This window comes from Marinifilum flexuosum (genome assembly GCF_003610555.1).
Taxonomy (GTDB): Bacteria; Bacteroidota; Bacteroidia; order Bacteroidales; family Marinifilaceae; genus Marinifilum; species Marinifilum flexuosum.
Genome location: NZ_RAPQ01000008.1, coordinates 1,458,993 through 1,476,195 on the forward strand (window position 1 = coordinate 1,458,993; position 17,203 = coordinate 1,476,195).

The following is a 17,203-nucleotide window of genomic DNA, read 5'->3' on the forward strand; positions in this document are numbered from 1 at the left end:
TTATCAATTACAAATTACAATTTGAAAGTGAGTAGTCGAACGCTAATCGATGTATATTAATGGTTGATTTCCATCAATAGTATCATCTTCATCAACATAGATCTCTTTAATTACTCCATCTTTCATGGCTTTGTATTCACTCTCCATTTTCATTGCAGAAACAATGATTACGGTTTCTCCCTTACAAATATCCTGTCCAATTTCTACAGGGATCTTCACAACTTTTCCTGGCATAGGAGAAGATATTGTACTTTCTGCAGCCTCAAGGTCCCCCTCATTTCTTGCATTCAGATACTTGGTTTCAGCATCTATAATTTCAGCTTCGTAGGAGTGATAAAAAGTATTAACCGTATACTTTTTAGGAGAACTGTTTTCAATTAGTTCTACATTAAATGAACGACCTTTGTACATCACAGAATAAACTCCATTTTCAACCTGTTGCATATCTAAGTCATACTCTCTGTCGTCGACTATAATCTTTACATGATTGCCATCTTCAGTAAGAAGCTCTACCTTGGCAATTCGGTCATCTAATTTTATTTCTAGTGCCATAATTAATTTCTTTAATCTTTAATTTTCACTTGATCTGTACACACCTCTTCGGCGACCGAAATCTTTCCACCTGCTAGGTTTGCATGTAGATGGATCTGCTTGTACATTTTTTAATTTGTGGTGATAGTCCAAAAAGGCTGTAACTATGGCTAAATCTTCGAACTGTTGCTTGGCTTCATCATCGGCAAGCAAGAATTCTTCATTGTTTTGTATAAAGTGAGTATCATATGTTCCTTCTCTAAATTCACGGCAATCCATGATTCTTTCAAGAAACTTGATAGAAGTTTTCACACCGGTAATTTTGTACTCATATAATGCTCTTCGCATTCTTTCAATGGCTTCATCCCTGGTTCTTGCCCAAATGATCAATTTTGAAATCATTGGATCGTAATGGATAGGAATTTCATATCCTTCATAAACGTAGCCATCAGTTCTAACTCCAAGTCCCATTGGTTCTGTAATATGGGTAATTAATCCTGGACTTGGCATGAAGTTGTTGTCGGTATCTTCGGCGTATATTCTACATTCAATTGCATGTCCAAACTGGAAAATATCTTCTTGTTTGATATCCAGTTTTTTACCTTCAGCAATTAGAATCTGTTGTTTTACAAGGTCGTAACCTGTAGTTCTTTCTGTAATTGGATGTTCTACCTGCAAACGAGTATTCATCTCGAGGAAGTAGAAATTATGATCGTTATCAGCCAGGAATTCAATTGTTCCTGCCCCATAGTAATCAACAGCTTTTGCCGCAGCAACAGCAGCATCTCCCATTTTGGCTCTTAGCTCTGGGGTCAATAAAGGGGATGGCGTTTCTTCTACAACTTTCTGGTGTCTTCGTTGTACCGAGCACTCCCTTTCACACAAATGAACAACATTACCATGTTGATCACCTAAAATTTGAAACTCGATATGATGTGGAGAAGAGATGTATTTTTCCACATAAACTGTATCATCTCCGAATGCAGCTCTTGCTTCTGATTTTGCAGCTCTAAGGCCTTCAAGAATATTTTCTTCTTTGTCAACCATTCGCATCCCTTTTCCACCTCCGCCAGCAGAAGCTTTAATCATAACCGGTAAGCCAATTTCTTTAATAACGCGAAGAGCAGTTTCATCATCTTCAAGATTTTCTTTTGTTCCTGGTACTACGGGAACACCACCATCAATCATGGTTTGGCGAGCAGTAATTTTATCACCCATAGTAGAGATAACTTCAGGAGTAGGTCCAATAAATATGATACCTTCTTCTTTACATCGTCTAGAAAATTCGGCATTTTCACTAAGAAAACCGTATCCAGGATGGATAGCATCGGCTTTTGATCGCTTGGCTACTTCAATTATTTTTTCAATGTTTAAATAACTTTCCGCTGATGCTGCAGGTCCAATGTGAAAAGCCTGATCGGCATATCGAACATGCATTGAAGTTCGATCAACATCAGAATAAACTGCAACGGAAAGAATTCCTAATTCTCTGCATGAGCGCATTACTCGCAGTGCAATTTCTCCTCGATTAGCAACGAGGACTTTTGAAATCTTCGTAATCATAGTTTTGGTTAATTGTTAATTGAGCTTTATAAAAGCTTTGTTTTAAGTCAATTATTTACCATTAGATTAGGAATAGTTTCCCAAAAAAAAGATAATATACAGCATAAATATGTTGTACAGCATGTCAAAAATAATTAAAAAATCGAAGTTTCCAAGTAATTAAATATGAACATGTATCAATGCGATTTGACATAAAAACATGACAAATATCATGAGATTTGCGCGAGTTTATTGGAGTTCTTACTCTTAATTAGAATTTATATATGTCAGTTTGTTAACGAATAAAAAAGTTGCAAAGTGAGATTGTAAGTGGGAGTACTATAGTTACTTAGGTGCTTTAAGAGGAGTGGGAGGAATATTTTTATTTCTCAGATTTTTCATCAAATTCAAACCCTAAGCTTTCGATTTCTTTTTTTATTTGAGATAGCTTAATTGATGTTCCAACCATGCGCAATATTTTCTGCTCAAGGTTAACTTCTGCAATCTCAATATTACAAAGTGCACCAATGTGTTTTTCAACACTATTTTTACAATGGTTGCATTTCATTCCATTTACGATTACAAATTTTTCTTCTTTTTGAGGTATTGTAATTTGAGTTTGTAGTTCTTTTTTAGATGATAAGTATTTCTGAAAATATCCATTAATGATTAAAAGTGAAAGACTAATACTGCTTCCCCATTTTAGCCAATTAGGAAGTTCCCAATGACCTTCATGTCCAGTCATGTGATGATGTAATCCACCAAAAGCAAACCATTCTCTTGGAAGAAGATTATCTATTAGTAGTCCAAATACAATTGCACCACTAATTATAGAGATAAGATAAGCCCACATTGTTTTTTTTCCAAGAACCTTATTTAGTACAGTAATGGTTGCAGCATTAGTGGCAGGGCCAGCCATTAAGAAAACAAGAGCAGCTCCTGGCGATAAGCCTTTCATCATTAGAACTGCTGCTACTGGCACTGATGAGGTTGCACAAATATACAATGGAATGGAAGCTATTAGTATAACTAGCATTCCTATAAGATCATTTCCAATAAAGCTTGTAAAGAAATCATCAGGAATTAATACAGAAATAGCAGCGGCCAATAGTAAACCAATAATCAACCATTTTGAAATATCTTGTAAGAATTCAACAAAGGCATAATGGAAAAGTGTATATATCTTTGATTTTTTTGTTTTAGAAAGCTTTTTGTTTGAATCGCATCCATCATTATTCTTTTCACTCTTGGTACAGCAATTGTCAGAACTAATTTCAGAATTGATATTATCTGAATCATCTACTTTATTAGTTAAAACGCCACCAAAAAAACCAGTTGTCAAAGCAATAAAAGGTCGAATAATTGCAAATGGCAGTCCTAAAAGCGAATAGGTAACTAGTATAGAATCTACACCAGTTTGTGGAGTCGAAATAAGAAATGAAACCGAAGAACCTTTTGTAGCCCCACTTTTAAAAAATGATATGCCGGTTGGAATCACTCCACAAGAACAAAGTGGTAATGGGATTCCAATTAATGAAGCATTTAATACTGACTTACTATTTTTTTGCCCCAGATATTTGTCTATGAAGCGTTGTGGAAAAGCCACTTTTAAGATTCCTGCAAACAAAAAGCCAAGCATTAAATAAGGCGACATCTCATTCAGGATGTCAATAAAGTCATATATAAATTGGTTGAAATATTCCATTGTTTTCTTCTTGTAATCAAAGTAATTTCTGATTCAAAAGTATTAAAATATCTGGATGCTTTGATGTTTATATGCGATGAATTCTGCTCTGAAGTTAAAAAATACCAACATGTAGGTATTTTTATTTATTAAGACTGAATCTAATTTTGTCGCAGATAATAACACTAACGATTATCAGAATTAAAACCTAAGAAAATACGAAATGAAGAAAGTATTATTACTATTGGCAATCTGTTTTGCATTTGGTGTTACCAATGCACAAGATCAGAAAGAACCACAAAGTATTGGATCAACAATTTTAGAGAAAATCAAGAGTGAAAAATTGAGCATTGGAGGTTACGGAGAGGTTCACTACAATCAGCAAATTAGCGGTAATGAAAGATATAATGGGAAAATGGATGTTCACAGAATGGTTTTATTCTTTGGATATCAATTCAACGAAAAAACATCTTTTGTAACTGAGATCGAGTACGAACACGTTAAAGAGTTGTATGTAGAACAAGCATTTTTAAATTACAATATTAAGCCAAATACAAGTATTCGAGGTGGTTTGATGTTGGTGCCAATGGGTATTATTAATGAATATCACGAGCCAACTACTTTTAATGGAGTTGAGCGTCCTAGCGTTGATAAGTACATTGTTCCAACTACTTGGAGAGAAATTGGGGTAGGTATTACAGGCAGATTGGCAAATGCTCCTTTAAAGTACCAATTGTACGTTATGAATGGATTTAACGGATTTGATGGTAGCGGTAAATTAAGAGGATCAGATGGATTAAGAAAAGGTCGTCAAAAAGGTGCTGAGTCTACATTTACTTCTCCTTCTGTATCAGCAAAAGTTGATTACTATGGAATTAAAGGGCTTAATCTTGGTTTATCAGGTTACTTCGGGAAAACTCAATCATCAGAATTCAATGGTTTAGATAAAGATGATGATTTTGCAGAAGCAGTTGCAGATTCGACTCGTGTTGGAATTAGCATGTTAGGTCTTGATTTGCGCTACAAACTTGATGCATTCCAGGTTAAAGGTCAATATATTCATTCTTACATTAACGATGTAAAAGAGTATAACGATAAGACGGGAAAAGATTTAGGAAAGCAAATGAGAGGTTACTATCTTGAAGCAGGCTACGACTTGTTGCATGGTAAAGAGCAATCTTTAGTTCCTTTCGTTCGTTACGAAAACTATAACACGCATCACAAAGTTGATGGTATTACAGCTAATAAAGCTTACGATCGTGAGGATTGGTTTGTTGGTTTAAGTTATCACTTGGCAAAAGGAGCTGTGGTAAAAGTAGATTACCAAAGATTTAAAGATGGTAATGATGTGAAGAAAAACTTTATCAATTGCGGTGTTGGAGTTTGGTTCTAATTCGTAATTTTTAACAAATTATATACTGCAGAGCGGGTTATATCCTGTTTTGCAGTTTTCTGTTATTTAAAACTTACTATGAAGAGATTATTGCAAGTATTAATTGTAGCATCAATTGTATTGATTTACGGTGATGTAAATGCTAAAGATTATCCTAAGCCAATTCAGAAAAGAATTGATAAAGCCATAAAAAGTACTTTTGGTACTGAAGATGTGAGTTTTATAGATTTATCTGAAGTTTCATATGATATTACCAGATTTCCGGGAATTGAGAAAGTATCTGTTAGTAAACTAATGAATGAAGGAGCTGAAATTGGCTTAGCAGGTTTTGCCAGTTCGAAAGGAAAGAACGATCTGTTTGATTATTTGGTATTATTTGATAAATCAATGACCATTAAAAAAGTTGTAATTCTTGTTTATCGTTCATCATATGGTGGTGAAATAATGGCCAAATATTGGTTGAAACAGTTTGAAGGAAAGTACAACGGAGAACAACTTGAATTCAATAAAGATATTGATTCAATTTCAGGTGCAACAATAACTGCTCCGTCCATAACTGCAGGAATAAAATCTCTTAGTTTGTTAATGGTTCATTTAAAAGAAACTGGAAAGCTTTAAAAGAACAAGTGTTCAATTAAGATTCGAAGGCCAATTAGTATTAATACAATCCCACCTAATACTTCGAATCTTTTACTGGTTTGACTTCCTATCTTTTTGCCAAGCAGCATTCCAAGCATTGAAGCAATAAATGTAACAACGCCTATTATTACTGCAGGCCACCAAATGATTACATCAATAAGTGCCATACTGAAACCTATGACCAAAGCGTCTATGCTAGTAGCAACAGATATGCCAATAAGAACTGTTAATTTTAAAGGATTAAAGGAGGAATCTTCTTCATTGTTGGATAAGCTTTCATAAATCATTTTGCTTCCTAGTCCAGCCAAAAGGATAAAAGCAATCCAATGATCAAACTCCTTTATCAATTCGTTAATTTCCCAGCCGATAAACCAACCAATAACTGGCATTCCACCTTGAAATAAAGCCAGAAAAAAGGCAATTTTTACAGCTTGAAGAAATCGAATTTTTTTAATAGCTAATCCACTGCATACTGATGCAGCGAAAGAATCTACTGATAGCCCTAAGGCAATTAGAAAAATGCTTACTAATTCCATGATTTATTAGATTGGAGGGCAAATATAAAAGGAAATACTGAAGCTAAAAAAAGCGATTCCCAAAAAGGAATCGCTTGGTATTTGTTTAGATTTTTTCTAAGCTATTTTTAAACTCAATATAAATTCACTGCCTTTATTTTCTTCGCTTTTTACCCAAATATCACCACCATTTCGTTCGGCGAATTCTTTGCAAAGAATTAATCCTAGTCCACTTCCAGCTTCATCTGCAGTACCAACTGTTGTATAATTACAGTCTAGTTTAAAGAGCTTCTCTTGGTTTTCCTTACTGATACCAATTCCTGAATCTTTAACCTTTAGGAACACAAATTCATCTTGTATATCAGCAGAGATGGTTATATCTCCGTTTTTTTCTGTGAATTTTAGAGCATTGCTAATTAAATTTCTAAGTATTGTACTCACCATATTAATGTCCCCATAAGCTTCAGTATGAGGAGGAATATCAGAACTTAATGTAATTGCTTTATCTGCAGCCTTTAATTTAAAAATAATAATATTAGATTGAACCAGGTGATGTAGATCAAATTGTACGGGATTAAATTCCAGTTCACCTCGCTGGCTTTTTGCCCACTGTAATAAGTTTTCAAGCAAGGTAAACAAGCTGTGCGAAGACTCATTAATATTAGAATTGTATTCTTCAATCAATTTAAGGTTTTTACTTTCCTTTAATTCGCTTTTGATTAACTCTGAGAAGCCTAAAATGGAATTGAATGGTGAGCGTAAATCGTGAGCAATAATGGAAAAGAATCTATCCTTCGTAGCATTTGTTACTTTTAGCTTTTGATTCGATTCTTCCAACATACCATTGATCTTATTGATTCTTTGGTTGACTTTTGTTTTTGATTTATACAAGAAATAAACCAGTATTAATAAAGACATTGTGATTACAAAAAACACAATCAGGTAGTTGGTGAATGCTTTTTCTTTATCTAATTTTTCCTGAGTTAACTCATTTGTTACTTTTAATATTTCGTTTTCTTTTTCTTTTTTTTCTGTTTCAAATTGTGTTTGCAAATGAGCAATTTTATCAGATTTACTAGCTTCTATTAGACTGTCTTTAAGTTTGTTGTAGTTTTCGTAAGTTTTGTAAGCTTTTTTATAATTCCCAGCTGAGTAATAGTATTCCGATTTAAGCTGCAAGAAACTACGTTCTATTGTTTTTATCTTAAGTTTCTTGCATAATTTTAGTCCTTCGTTTATGATATCGTAGGCTTTTTGCAATTTTCCTGTAAATAAATAAACTTTTGCTAGCGATTCCAGGTTGTAAACAATATCAGTTTCTAACTTCAATTTTCTATTTATGGCAAGAGAATTATCGATATAAAATATAGCTTCTGGGATATTCCCCGTTTTGAAATAGTTTTCGCCAATATTATTCATAGCTAGAGCTTCTCCAGCTTCGTTACCTATTTGGTTGTTGATATTCAGACTTTTTTTAAAGAACTCTAAAGCTTTCGCATAATCTTTATTTTCTTGGTGTATGGTAGCTATGTTATTATATACAATAGCTTGAGAATCAAAATTTTTATCTCTGATTGCTAAATCAAGAATTTTTTGGTAATATTCAAGGGCTATATTATTTCTACTTTCATCAGCATATATATTGGCTATGTTGAGTAGTAAAACCAACTGTAAATTGGTGTCTTTTAGCTCCTCAGCAATGCTATATGCTTCCATGTATTTTTTTAAAGCTACTTCTAAATTGCCACGTTCCCAGTATATGATTCCCAATCCATTCAGAATACTAGCAAGAGTTCTATCGTTTCTTGATATTTTACAATATTCAATTGCGATATTAAAATTTTCTATAGCCTTGTCATATTCACTATTTTTAGAGAAATGGTAGCCAAAAAAAAGGTATACCCTTCCTAACATTGCAGTATCACTTAGGGAATAAGCTAATGCTTTAGCTTCTAAAAGATATTTATATGATTTTTCGGATTGTCCTAGTTGAGAATAACTGTTGGCTAAATTTAAGCCAGCTCTGAACAAAATCGATTTATCCTGATTGATTTTGGCAAGATTGTATGCTTTGTTAGCATAGAGAAAAGCACTGTCAAGGTTAGTTGCAGCATATTTTCCGGAAATATTTATTAGTAATTTAGTTTTGCTACTATCTGGTTCTATTTTCAACTGCTTTTTTAGTTGATCAATTTTCTCTTGTGCAAAAATGGTATAGGGGAGAAGGCAGAAAATTAATAATACAAGTTTAAGGGGAAATTGCATATTATAAAAGATCGTTCGTTAACAATAGCTGTTTGGTGTACGTTAGAAAAGAGAATTTGTTATTTGGTTTTTGTTTATTTAGATTGGTTATTACTAGAATAGTTAATGGTTTTATTAATGAATGCTAAATATACCATATTTTTGTTACTCTCAAGTTACTAACATTAAAAAAGCTAAGGAGAGTCATAAAAAAAACCTTTCCGTATTTTGGAAAGGTTTTTTTATATTTTTAGCCAATTTCAAGCATTCGTTGAATTGATGTTATTGCTTTTTTTGATATCTCTTCAGGAACTTTCACTTCATATTTTTCTTCCTGTAATGCTTCTAGTACCCCTTGAAGTTTTACTCTTTTCATCGAACCACAAATGGTTTTTGGATGGATAAGAATAAATTCTTTTTCAGGATTTGCTTTCTCTAATTGGTGTAGAGTACCTAATTCAGTTGCAATGATAAACTGTTTTTTGTTCGATTCGGCTGCATGCTTAATAATTCCAGCTGTAGAATAGAAGAAAGCATTTGGCATGTTCAAAATTTCATCATCATTGGCACAGTTGCTTTCTGGATGAATTAAAATATCTGCTTCTGGATATTGATTGGCCATACCAACAATCATATTGCTGTCTATTCGTTCATGAACACAACAATCTCCATTCCACAAATCCATTTCAATTCCTGTTTTCTGTACAATGTAGGCGCCAAGATTTTTATCAGGCGTAAAGAATATTTTTTTGTCTTTCCCTAAATGTTCTACCACCTGAATTGCATTGGATGAAGTACAGCAATAATCGGTTTCAGCCTTTACTTCAGCAGTAGTGTTTACATATGAAACCACTAATCCATCAGGATTTTTAGCTTTCCATTCCTGAATATCCTTACCAGTAATACTTTCAGCAAGCGAACATCCACACTTTTGTGCTGGAATTAGAACTTTTTTATTAGGAGATATTACAGATGCTGTTTCTGCCATAAAATGAACTCCACAAAATACAATAATATCGGCGGTTGTATTTCCAGCTTCACGTGCTAAGCCCAATGAATCACCAATGTAGTCAGCTATATCTTGTACTTCAGGATGTGTATAATAATGAGCAAGAACAATTGCATTCTTTGCCTTTTTCAACTCCTCAATCTGTCTTGTAATCTCTTTATTTTCCATTTCGGAAACCTCTTTCTAATTAAACTATAGAATAATATTTTGACTGATATCCAGTGCTGTTACTGAATGTGTTAGTGCTCCAATTGATATAAAATCTACACCTGTTTCAGCAACACCTTTTAATCTTTCTAAACTCATATTTCCAGAAGCTTCTGTTTTAGCTTTACCATCTACAAGATGTACGGCTTCTGTCATGACTTCATTACTCATGTTATCAAGCATGATAATGTCAGCACCAGCACTTAAAGCTTCTTTTACCTCTTCAATGTTTGTGGTTTCTACCTCAACTTTTATATGATTTGGAATCGACTTTCTGACCTGTTCAACTGCAGGAGCAATTCCTCCGGCAATTTTTATATGATTGTCTTTAATCATTACCAAATCGTATAACCCAATTCTGTGATTGGTTCCACCACCTGTTTTTACAGAATACTTGTCTAAGCTTCGAAGTCCTGGCACAGTTTTTCGCGTGTCTAAAATCTGAACATTAGTGTGTTTTACTTCGGCAACATACTTTGCAGTTTCACTTGCAATCCCAGACATTCTTTGCATTAAGTTCAGAGCTAAACGTTCACCTGTAAGTAATGCTCGAAAACTTCCATGCATTTCAACAATTACATCTCCTTTTTTAATGGTATCACCATCTTTTACCAATGGTTTCCAAATTAAGTTTGGATCTAATTTTTTGAAAACTTTTTTAGCTATTGGTAAACCTGCAATTACACCATCTGCTTTTGCAGTCATACTTGCTTTAGCAGCTGAATTCTCGGGTACCAAGTTATTGGTTGTGATATCGCCCTCGCCAATATCCTCACGAAAAGCGTGTTCGATTATATATTCTAATTCTTGAATATTCAATCCTGTTTCTTCCATTTGAATGAAATGATATTATTCTGATTTTATTTCTACAGGTACAAAAGTAAGCTCTTTATTTAATTGTTGCACCGAGTGAGCAAGAAAGTCTTCATTTTCGGTATTAAAATCTTCACGATAATGACCTCCACGACTTTCTTTTCGAGCCAAAGCAGCCGTTGTAATTAGATGGCAAACACTTAAAAGGTTTTGCATACGAATGCTGTAGTATTCGTTAGTTTTAAAAGGGAATGTAGTTTTAACTTCATATAGTAAATCCAAAACATCTTGCAAATGTTGAGCTGTTCTTACAATCCCAACCTTTGTATTCATAGCTTTGGCGATTTTATTAACATTATTTAAGAACAAGCCAGATAAGTCATTGTCAACAGATATACCTTCTTGATTTGTTTTTGATGGAGTAATGCAGGTATTTTTTTGAGCGTGTTGAATGGCTCGCTTACCAAAGACCAAACATTCCAAAAGTGAGTTTGATGCTAAACGATTAGCACCCATTACACCTGTTGATGCTAGTTCACCACAAGCATAAAGATGATCAATATTTGTTTTTCCCTGATTATTGGTTTTAATTCCACCTACAGTATAATGAGCTGCTGGAGCAATAGGGATTTTATCTAAAAAATCAGCTCTCGATTCTTTGCATTTTGCATATATCGAAGGGAATCGATTCTTAAGCTTTTCTCCATCCAGGTGTTTTAAACTTAGTGTTACATTTTTATCGTTATTCTTTTGCATTTCATTAAAAATGGAACGTGCCACGATGTCTCTGGGAGCCAGTTCAGCCAACTCATGAATATTGGTCATAAATCTTTCCCCTTTGGAATTGATTAAATGTGCACCTTCGCCTCTTACCGCTTCGCTGATTAAAAAAGTATAGCCTTCTTCGGAATAAAATGAGCTTGGGTGAAACTGAATGAATTCCATATCCGTAATTTCTGCACCAGCATTGTAAGCCAAGGCAATTCCATCTCCAACCGTAGTTTCTGGGTTTGTAGTTCTTTGATATACAGCCGAAGCTCCTCCTAAAGTTAATAGGGTAGATTTTGCATGAATACAAAGATTTGAATTGTCCTGTCTATTAAAACTTTTCGCTCCCAGGCATTTTTGTTCTTCAACCAAAAGTTCATAAACCATTTGGTTTTCGAAGATTGTAATTGAGGAATTATTTAAAACCTTCTGGATTAAAAATCTTACCAATTCTTTTCCTGTTGAATCGCCTCCTGCGTGCAATACTCTTCTTCTATGATGACCACCTTCTAAAGCTAAAGATAGTTCACCATTTTCTGTGTCGAACTTCATTCCAAGATTTATCAAATCCTTGATTCGATCAGGACCTTCATTCACCAATATATCAACAGGAGTATAATCACACAAACCTCTGCCGGCAATAAGTGTATCCTCCAGGTGTAATTGAGGATAATCGTCAGAATCAGTTACCGCAGCTATTCCTCCTTGTGCATGGTATGAATTACTAACATCTAATTTAGATTTAGTTACGATAGCAACAGAGCCATGTTTTGAGGCTTCGAATGCTGAATATAATCCTGCAAGTCCACTTCCGATTATTAAAAAATCGAATTGTTTGTGTAACATTTTAGAAAAATCTTGGTTCGTGCGAAAATAGCTATTTTCCAGCTATCAGTTATAAAATTGGAGAAAAAATACTGCGATAATATTAATTCTAACTGAATATCAGAAAAAAAAGGTGACAATATTGCCACCTTAATTTTAAAATCTGATGAGTGATTAATTCAATTCGGAAAGTAAGTTGCGAACTTTAGCTACAGAATCTACTTTATATCTGGCCGCTGTATGTTTTAAGCCCACTTTAATGGTAACCGATGATTCTGGCAATTCTCTAAACATGTATTCATCTGTCCAATCATCGCCAATGGCCAAAATAAAATCAAAATTCTGATTTTGCAGGAATTGAAGTGATGCCATTCCTTTATTGATACCACCACTCTTTACTTCAATCACTTTATTGCCTTCCAATATTTCAAGATTGTGATTGGCAATCATGGTGGTCAACTCATCCTTAAGTTCGTTAGCTCTTAGTTCACCTTGTTCAGGTTCGGCTTTTCGAAAGTGCCATACTAAAGAATAGTTTTTCTCTTCAATGAAAGAACCTGGTGTTCTGTCAACAAAAGTTTCTAGAATAGGGCGTATGCTCGGTTTCCAGGTGTCATTTGCATTTGCAAGCATTTTCCAATCTTTGCCATACTTTTTAATCCAAACGCCATGTTCAACAATCAAGTTGATTTTATGACCTTCCAACCATGACTCTAAACTTTCTCTATCTCGACCACTAATAACGGTAATTACATTTTTAGGGTCTTCTTCCAGTTTATAAAGAATTTTGTGTAATTCTTCATCAGGTTTTGCATCATTCGGGTTTTTCTTAAATCCTGTAAGTGTCCCATCATAGTCCAGGAATATAGATCTTTTTTGCGTACCTGCATATTCAGTTTTTATTTTCTCTAAAATGGAAGAGCTTACTTTTTTTGCATATATAGAATTTTGAAGTTTCTCTACTTTTCGTAATGACTTTACAAACTCAGATGACCATTTGAAAACATCATAACGCTTGATTCTATCCTGTAAATAAATCATCCGTTCTCGTTGCTCATCCAAAGGCATTGTTAAAGCCTGATAAATGCTCTGTGCAATTTCTCCTGTGTTATTAGGGTTGATCATTAGAGCTTCTCCCATTTCTTTGGAAACACCAGCCATCTCACTCAAAATAATAACTCCAGTTCGGTTGGTACGTGAAGCCACATATTCTTTAGCTACCAAATTCATCCCATCTCTTACAGGAGTAACCAAAGCTACATCACATGAGCTATAAAGTTCAATTAGGCTTTCGAAAGGCATGGATCGATAGAAATACCAAACGGGCGTGTAATTAATACTGCCAAACCTACCATTTACGTTACCTACCAATTCCTCAACTTCACGTTTAAGGTTGATGTAGTGCTCAACCGTACCTCTCGAGGGAACAGCCAACATGATTAAGGTAACTTTTCCAATAAATTCGGGATATTCTTCCAAAAACTTGGCAAATGCCTGCAGGCGGTTTGGAATACCTTTCGAATAATCTAATCTATCAATGGATAGAATAAGTTTTCTGTTTGGAGAAACAAGAAAGTACTTTTCCAATTCTCGATGCAACTTTGATTTCTCTTGCAAAGGTTTCTGAAAAGTTTGAGTGGCAGCATCTCTAAATTTGTCGTAGTCTATTCCCATTGGAAATGAATCAACTAAAATGATTCTATCTTCAATATGAATTTCATTAAAGGATATTTCATACCCCATTAATCTGCGAACGCAGCTAAAGAAATGGCGTTGGTAATCGAAAGTATGAAAGCCAATTAAATCGGCACCAAGCATTCCCTGAATTAGTTCTTTTCGCCATGGCAGTATTCTGAATACTTCGAATGATGGGAAGGGGATATGTAGAAAAAAACCAACCGTTACGCCAGGCTTCTTCGATTTAATCATTTCCGGAACTAAAAGAAGCTGATAATCATGAATCCAAATGGTGTCTCCTTCTTCAATAGTTTCCAATGCTTTATCAGCAAATTTCTGATTTACCTTTACAAAAGCATCCCAAAGCTGTGGCTCATAATCGATGTATTGGGCAAAGTAATGAAAAAGAGGCCAAATGGTTCTGTTACTAAAACCATCGTAGTACAAATCTATTTCTTCCTTCGACAGGTGAACGGAAACACAATCTTCTTCAACTAATTTTTCTTCAATATCTGTTTTTAAATTATCACCTAATTCATCGCTAGGTAAACCTGGCCATCCAATCCATTTGCCATTATATTCTTTGTATACCGATCTCATACCAGTTGCCAGACCACCAACACTAGGTATCAGTTCGATATTGTCATTTTCTACGTTTATACTTACAGGAAGTCTGTTGGAGACAATGTGAATTCTATTCATAAAATGTGGTTTTTTATTTTGGTAGAAATGTTATTAATATTCGTGAAAAATCTCTATTTTCCGAATCATATCTAACGCAAACATTTAAAAATTAACAATTACTTAATGATGATATTATTCCAATAACATCAATATTCTTTCCTTAAGCGTTTGATTGTTTGTGTGTTTTGTGTTGTTGTGGATCTGTCAAAACAAAAATGGCTTGGCGGATCATATTTTGTTAAGCTCTAAAATAGTGATTTTTTATGAAGAATTTAAATTATGGAATAATTGGTAATTGTCGAAGTGCTGCATTAATATCAGAAACAGGATCTTTGGATTGGGTTTGTTTACCTCAATTCGATTCTTCTGCGGCATTTGCTAAGATTTTGGATCAGGAAAAAGGAGGGAGCTTTGAAATTATTCCAGAAAACCTGTCAGAAATAAAGCAAGAATACCGATCTAAAACCAATATATTAAAAACGAGATATGAATGTGTTGATGGTGTGTTTGAGGTATTGGATTTTATGCCGCGATACCTGACTGATAATAAGCAGTACTATGCACCGCCAGATGTGGTTCGTTTTTTTCGATTGGTATATGGAAAGCCATCATTTAGAATCAAATATAATCCAAAACTAGATTATGCCCGTAATCATACCGAGAACTTTATTTCGGAGGAAGGGTTCATAAAATCGTACACTACCAAAGGCAATTACGATTCTCTTTATCTGTATTCAAGTTTTGATAATGAGAATATATTGAATAGTGATTTGATTCATTTGGAGAAAAATGAATTTTGCTTGATGAGTTACGACCAAAAGCTTTTGGAACAAGACATTGAGCGAGTTTATTTAAAGTTGCAAAGAACTAAAACTTACTGGCTGAATTGGAGTGAGAAAACAAAGTATTTACCCGAGTACAACGAACAGGTTACCAGAAGTGCATTGGTGCTGAAACTACTGAGCTACCAGAAAAGTGGGGCAGTGTTGGCGGCTCTTACAACTTCCTTACCTGAAACCATTGGAGAGGTTCGCAATTGGGATTATCGCTTTTGTTGGATTCGTGATGGGTCGATGGTGGTGAAGATTCTTACTCAATTGGGGCATTACAATGTAGCTAAGCGTTACCTAAAATTCATCATGGATATCTTACCTGAAAAGAATGAGAAGATTCAAATCATGTATGGAATTAATGGTGAAAAGAAGCTAACCGAATATGAACTGGAACACCTTTCGGGATATGAAAACTCGAAGCCAGTGCGAGTTGGGAATGCAGCCTATAAGCAAAAGCAAAACGATATTTATGGCATTTTGCTGGATCTGATTCATCAGCAATTTGAAACTTTTGAGAATTCCTTGGAACATAGTGAGGAACTCTGGACCATTGTTAGAAGCATAGTTAAAGTTGTTGAAGCAAACTGGAAAAAACCAGACCGAGGAATTTGGGAAATCCGAGGAAGAAGTTTGCATTTTACCTTCAGCAAGGTGATGTGTTGGGTGGCTTTCGATCGTGCGGTTAAAATTGCCAGCTTGCTCAAGCGCGATTATTATGTGGGAAAATGGAAGGTGCTAAGACATTCGGTTAAGGATGATATTTTAAAGAAAGCTTGGAGTAGAGAGAAAAAAGCTTTTACTCAACATTATGGATCATCAGACATGGATGCTTCAGTTTTGTTAATGGAAACTTACGGATTTATTGATGCGAAGGATCCTAAATTTAAATCAACGGTTCTTACCATTCAAAAAGAATTGGAGCACGATGGTTTAATGTATCGATACAAGAATCAGGATGATTTCGGAACACCAAAATCTGCCTTTACCATTTGTTCCTTTTGGATGATTAATAGTTTGTTCAAAATCGGAAAGAAAAAAGAGGCAAGGGAAAAGTTCGAAAAGCTCCTGACTTATTCGAATCATTTGGGTTTGTTTGCCGAAGACATCGATTTTGCCACCAAACGCATGTTGGGGAACTTTCCTCAGGCCTATTCACATTTGGCCATAGTGGAAACGGCGCTCAACTTCTCAAATTTTCAAGCAGATGATGAGGAGAATTTACTGGATCAGTTAACGAGCTAAGAAAGTAAGAATATATAGAATAAACAGCATCAGGTAAAAGCAATTACTTGGTGCTGTTTTGTTTTTATACCATTTAAATATTAAAATGTGCTGGTATAATGCCGAATATTCAAAGTGCCTTTAGAAGTGAAACGCACTAAAGGCTCATTTTGAGTAGTAATCGGTATAGAATATTTAGCTCTTAAGCAATGTAATCACCTCTTTTAAGGTTTTATTTTCATTCTCGAGCAATTCTAGTTTTCTTTTAAGTTCATCCATTTCTTTATGAATATCCTTTATTTCAATACCTTTTTGTTTGGCCTGTATGCTTTGAATTTCTTTTTCAAGATGATTGGCAATTTCCTGAAAAAGATTCCACTTTAAGGCTTTGCAAATACTCCAAAGTCGATTTACCTGTAAGCTATTACGATATAGTTGTTGGTGTAATGAAGTTGGTGTAAGATGAATGTCTTTGGCTAATGAAGATACTGGGAGGTGAGTTTCCTTTAAACGTATACGAATCGTTCTTTGAATATCAAAGGGTACTTTATCTGGATTTTTAGGCATTTTACAAAGGATTTGGTTGATAAATTGCTGAACACTACTAAAGTTAGGGGA

The 17,203-nt window shown here is 34.5% G+C and carries 13 protein-coding genes; 3 read left to right on the top strand and 10 right to left on the bottom strand.

The features are described from left to right. Positions 1 to 42 precede the first annotated feature (42 nt). The 3 genes from BXY64_RS06035 to BXY64_RS06045 all read right to left on the bottom strand — a co-directional run bounded on the left by BXY64_RS06035 (position 43) and on the right by BXY64_RS06045 (position 3,778). Entirely contained in the window at positions 43 to 552 is a 510-nt protein-coding gene (locus tag BXY64_RS06035; protein WP_120239008.1) for a biotin/lipoyl-containing protein, read from the bottom strand. An 18-nt stretch (positions 553 to 570) separates the two neighbouring features. Next, on the bottom strand, positions 571 to 2,094 hold the full coding sequence (accC, locus tag BXY64_RS06040; RefSeq protein ID WP_120239009.1) for an acetyl-CoA carboxylase biotin carboxylase subunit: 1,524 nt from the start codon (positions 2,092 to 2,094) through the stop codon (positions 571 to 573). A 361-nt stretch (positions 2,095 to 2,455) separates the two neighbouring features. Further along, on the bottom strand, positions 2,456 to 3,778 hold the full coding sequence (locus BXY64_RS06045; RefSeq protein ID WP_120239010.1) for an SO_0444 family Cu/Zn efflux transporter: 1,323 nt from the start codon (positions 3,776 to 3,778) through the stop codon (positions 2,456 to 2,458). 202 nt (positions 3,779 to 3,980) lie between these two features. Between BXY64_RS06045 and BXY64_RS06050 the strand changes: the two genes are divergently transcribed. Next, the gene (locus BXY64_RS06050) at positions 3,981 to 5,150 is read left to right on the top strand and encodes a porin family protein (protein WP_120239011.1); all 1,170 of its coding nucleotides are present in this window, start codon (positions 3,981 to 3,983) and stop codon (positions 5,148 to 5,150) included. Positions 5,151 to 5,228: 78 nt separating this feature from the next. Next, complete coding sequence (locus BXY64_RS06055) at positions 5,229 to 5,768, top strand: FMN-binding protein (protein ID WP_120239012.1); 540 nt, start codon at positions 5,229 to 5,231, stop codon at positions 5,766 to 5,768. Here BXY64_RS06055 and BXY64_RS06060 read toward each other — a convergent pair. The 6 genes from BXY64_RS06060 to BXY64_RS06085 all read right to left on the bottom strand — a co-directional run bounded on the left by BXY64_RS06060 (position 5,765) and on the right by BXY64_RS06085 (position 14,549). After that, a complete protein-coding gene (locus BXY64_RS06060; protein WP_120239013.1) occupies positions 5,765 to 6,325 on the bottom strand; it encodes a manganese efflux pump MntP in 561 nt (186 codons plus the stop codon). The two genes, BXY64_RS06055 and BXY64_RS06060, sit on opposite strands and share 4 nt — an antisense overlap. 96 nt (positions 6,326 to 6,421) lie before the next feature. After that, the gene (locus BXY64_RS06065) at positions 6,422 to 8,476 is read right to left on the bottom strand and encodes a tetratricopeptide repeat-containing sensor histidine kinase (RefSeq protein WP_211334418.1); all 2,055 of its coding nucleotides are present in this window, start codon (positions 8,474 to 8,476) and stop codon (positions 6,422 to 6,424) included. Positions 8,477 to 8,798: 322 nt separating this feature from the next. After that, positions 8,799 to 9,725, bottom strand: coding sequence for a quinolinate synthase NadA (gene nadA / locus BXY64_RS06070; protein WP_120239015.1), 927 nt, complete (start codon positions 9,723 to 9,725; stop codon positions 8,799 to 8,801). A 24-nt stretch (positions 9,726 to 9,749) separates the two neighbouring features. Continuing rightward, the gene (gene nadC / locus BXY64_RS06075; protein WP_120239016.1) at positions 9,750 to 10,598 is read right to left on the bottom strand and encodes a carboxylating nicotinate-nucleotide diphosphorylase; all 849 of its coding nucleotides are present in this window, start codon (positions 10,596 to 10,598) and stop codon (positions 9,750 to 9,752) included. Positions 10,599 to 10,613: 15 nt separating this feature from the next. Next, positions 10,614 to 12,191, bottom strand: coding sequence for an L-aspartate oxidase (nadB, locus tag BXY64_RS06080; RefSeq protein WP_120239017.1), 1,578 nt, complete (start codon positions 12,189 to 12,191; stop codon positions 10,614 to 10,616). A 153-nt stretch (positions 12,192 to 12,344) separates the two neighbouring features. Continuing rightward, positions 12,345 to 14,549, bottom strand: a complete 2,205-nt coding sequence (locus tag BXY64_RS06085; protein ID WP_120239018.1) for a bifunctional alpha,alpha-trehalose-phosphate synthase (UDP-forming)/trehalose-phosphatase — start codon at positions 14,547 to 14,549, stop codon at positions 12,345 to 12,347. Between the two features lie 245 nt (positions 14,550 to 14,794). Between BXY64_RS06085 and BXY64_RS06090 the strand changes: the two genes are divergently transcribed. Continuing rightward, positions 14,795 to 16,606, top strand: coding sequence for a glycoside hydrolase family 15 protein (locus BXY64_RS06090; protein WP_120239019.1), 1,812 nt, complete (start codon positions 14,795 to 14,797; stop codon positions 16,604 to 16,606). A gap of 174 nt (positions 16,607 to 16,780) precedes the next feature. Here BXY64_RS06090 and BXY64_RS21195 read toward each other — a convergent pair whose 3' ends face one another. Further along, positions 16,781 to 17,152, bottom strand: coding sequence for a hypothetical protein (locus BXY64_RS21195; protein WP_147375916.1), 372 nt, complete (start codon positions 17,150 to 17,152; stop codon positions 16,781 to 16,783). Positions 17,153 to 17,203 lie beyond the last annotated feature (51 nt).

Coding starts and splice junctions, on each gene's coding strand:
- BXY64_RS06035 (WP_120239008.1), bottom strand. CDS start 552: ATGGCACTAGAAATAAAATTAGATGACCGAATTGCCAAGGTAGAGCTT.
- accC (WP_120239009.1), bottom strand. CDS start 2,094: ATGATTACGAAGATTTCAAAAGTCCTCGTTGCTAATCGAGGAGAAATT.
- BXY64_RS06045 (WP_120239010.1), bottom strand. CDS start 3,778: ATGGAATATTTCAACCAATTTATATATGACTTTATTGACATCCTGAAT.
- BXY64_RS06050 (WP_120239011.1), top strand. CDS start 3,981: ATGAAGAAAGTATTATTACTATTGGCAATCTGTTTTGCATTTGGTGTT.
- BXY64_RS06055 (WP_120239012.1), top strand. CDS start 5,229: ATGAAGAGATTATTGCAAGTATTAATTGTAGCATCAATTGTATTGATT.
- BXY64_RS06060 (WP_120239013.1), bottom strand. CDS start 6,325: ATGGAATTAGTAAGCATTTTTCTAATTGCCTTAGGGCTATCAGTAGAT.
- nadA (WP_120239015.1), bottom strand. CDS start 9,725: ATGGAAAATAAAGAGATTACAAGACAGATTGAGGAGTTGAAAAAGGCA.
- nadC (WP_120239016.1), bottom strand. CDS start 10,598: ATGGAAGAAACAGGATTGAATATTCAAGAATTAGAATATATAATCGAA.
- nadB (WP_120239017.1), bottom strand. CDS start 12,191: ATGTTACACAAACAATTCGATTTTTTAATAATCGGAAGTGGACTTGCA.
- BXY64_RS06085 (WP_120239018.1), bottom strand. CDS start 14,549: ATGAATAGAATTCACATTGTCTCCAACAGACTTCCTGTAAGTATAAAC.
- BXY64_RS06090 (WP_120239019.1), top strand. CDS start 14,795: ATGAAGAATTTAAATTATGGAATAATTGGTAATTGTCGAAGTGCTGCA.
- BXY64_RS21195 (WP_147375916.1), bottom strand. CDS start 17,152: ATGCCTAAAAATCCAGATAAAGTACCCTTTGATATTCAAAGAACGATT.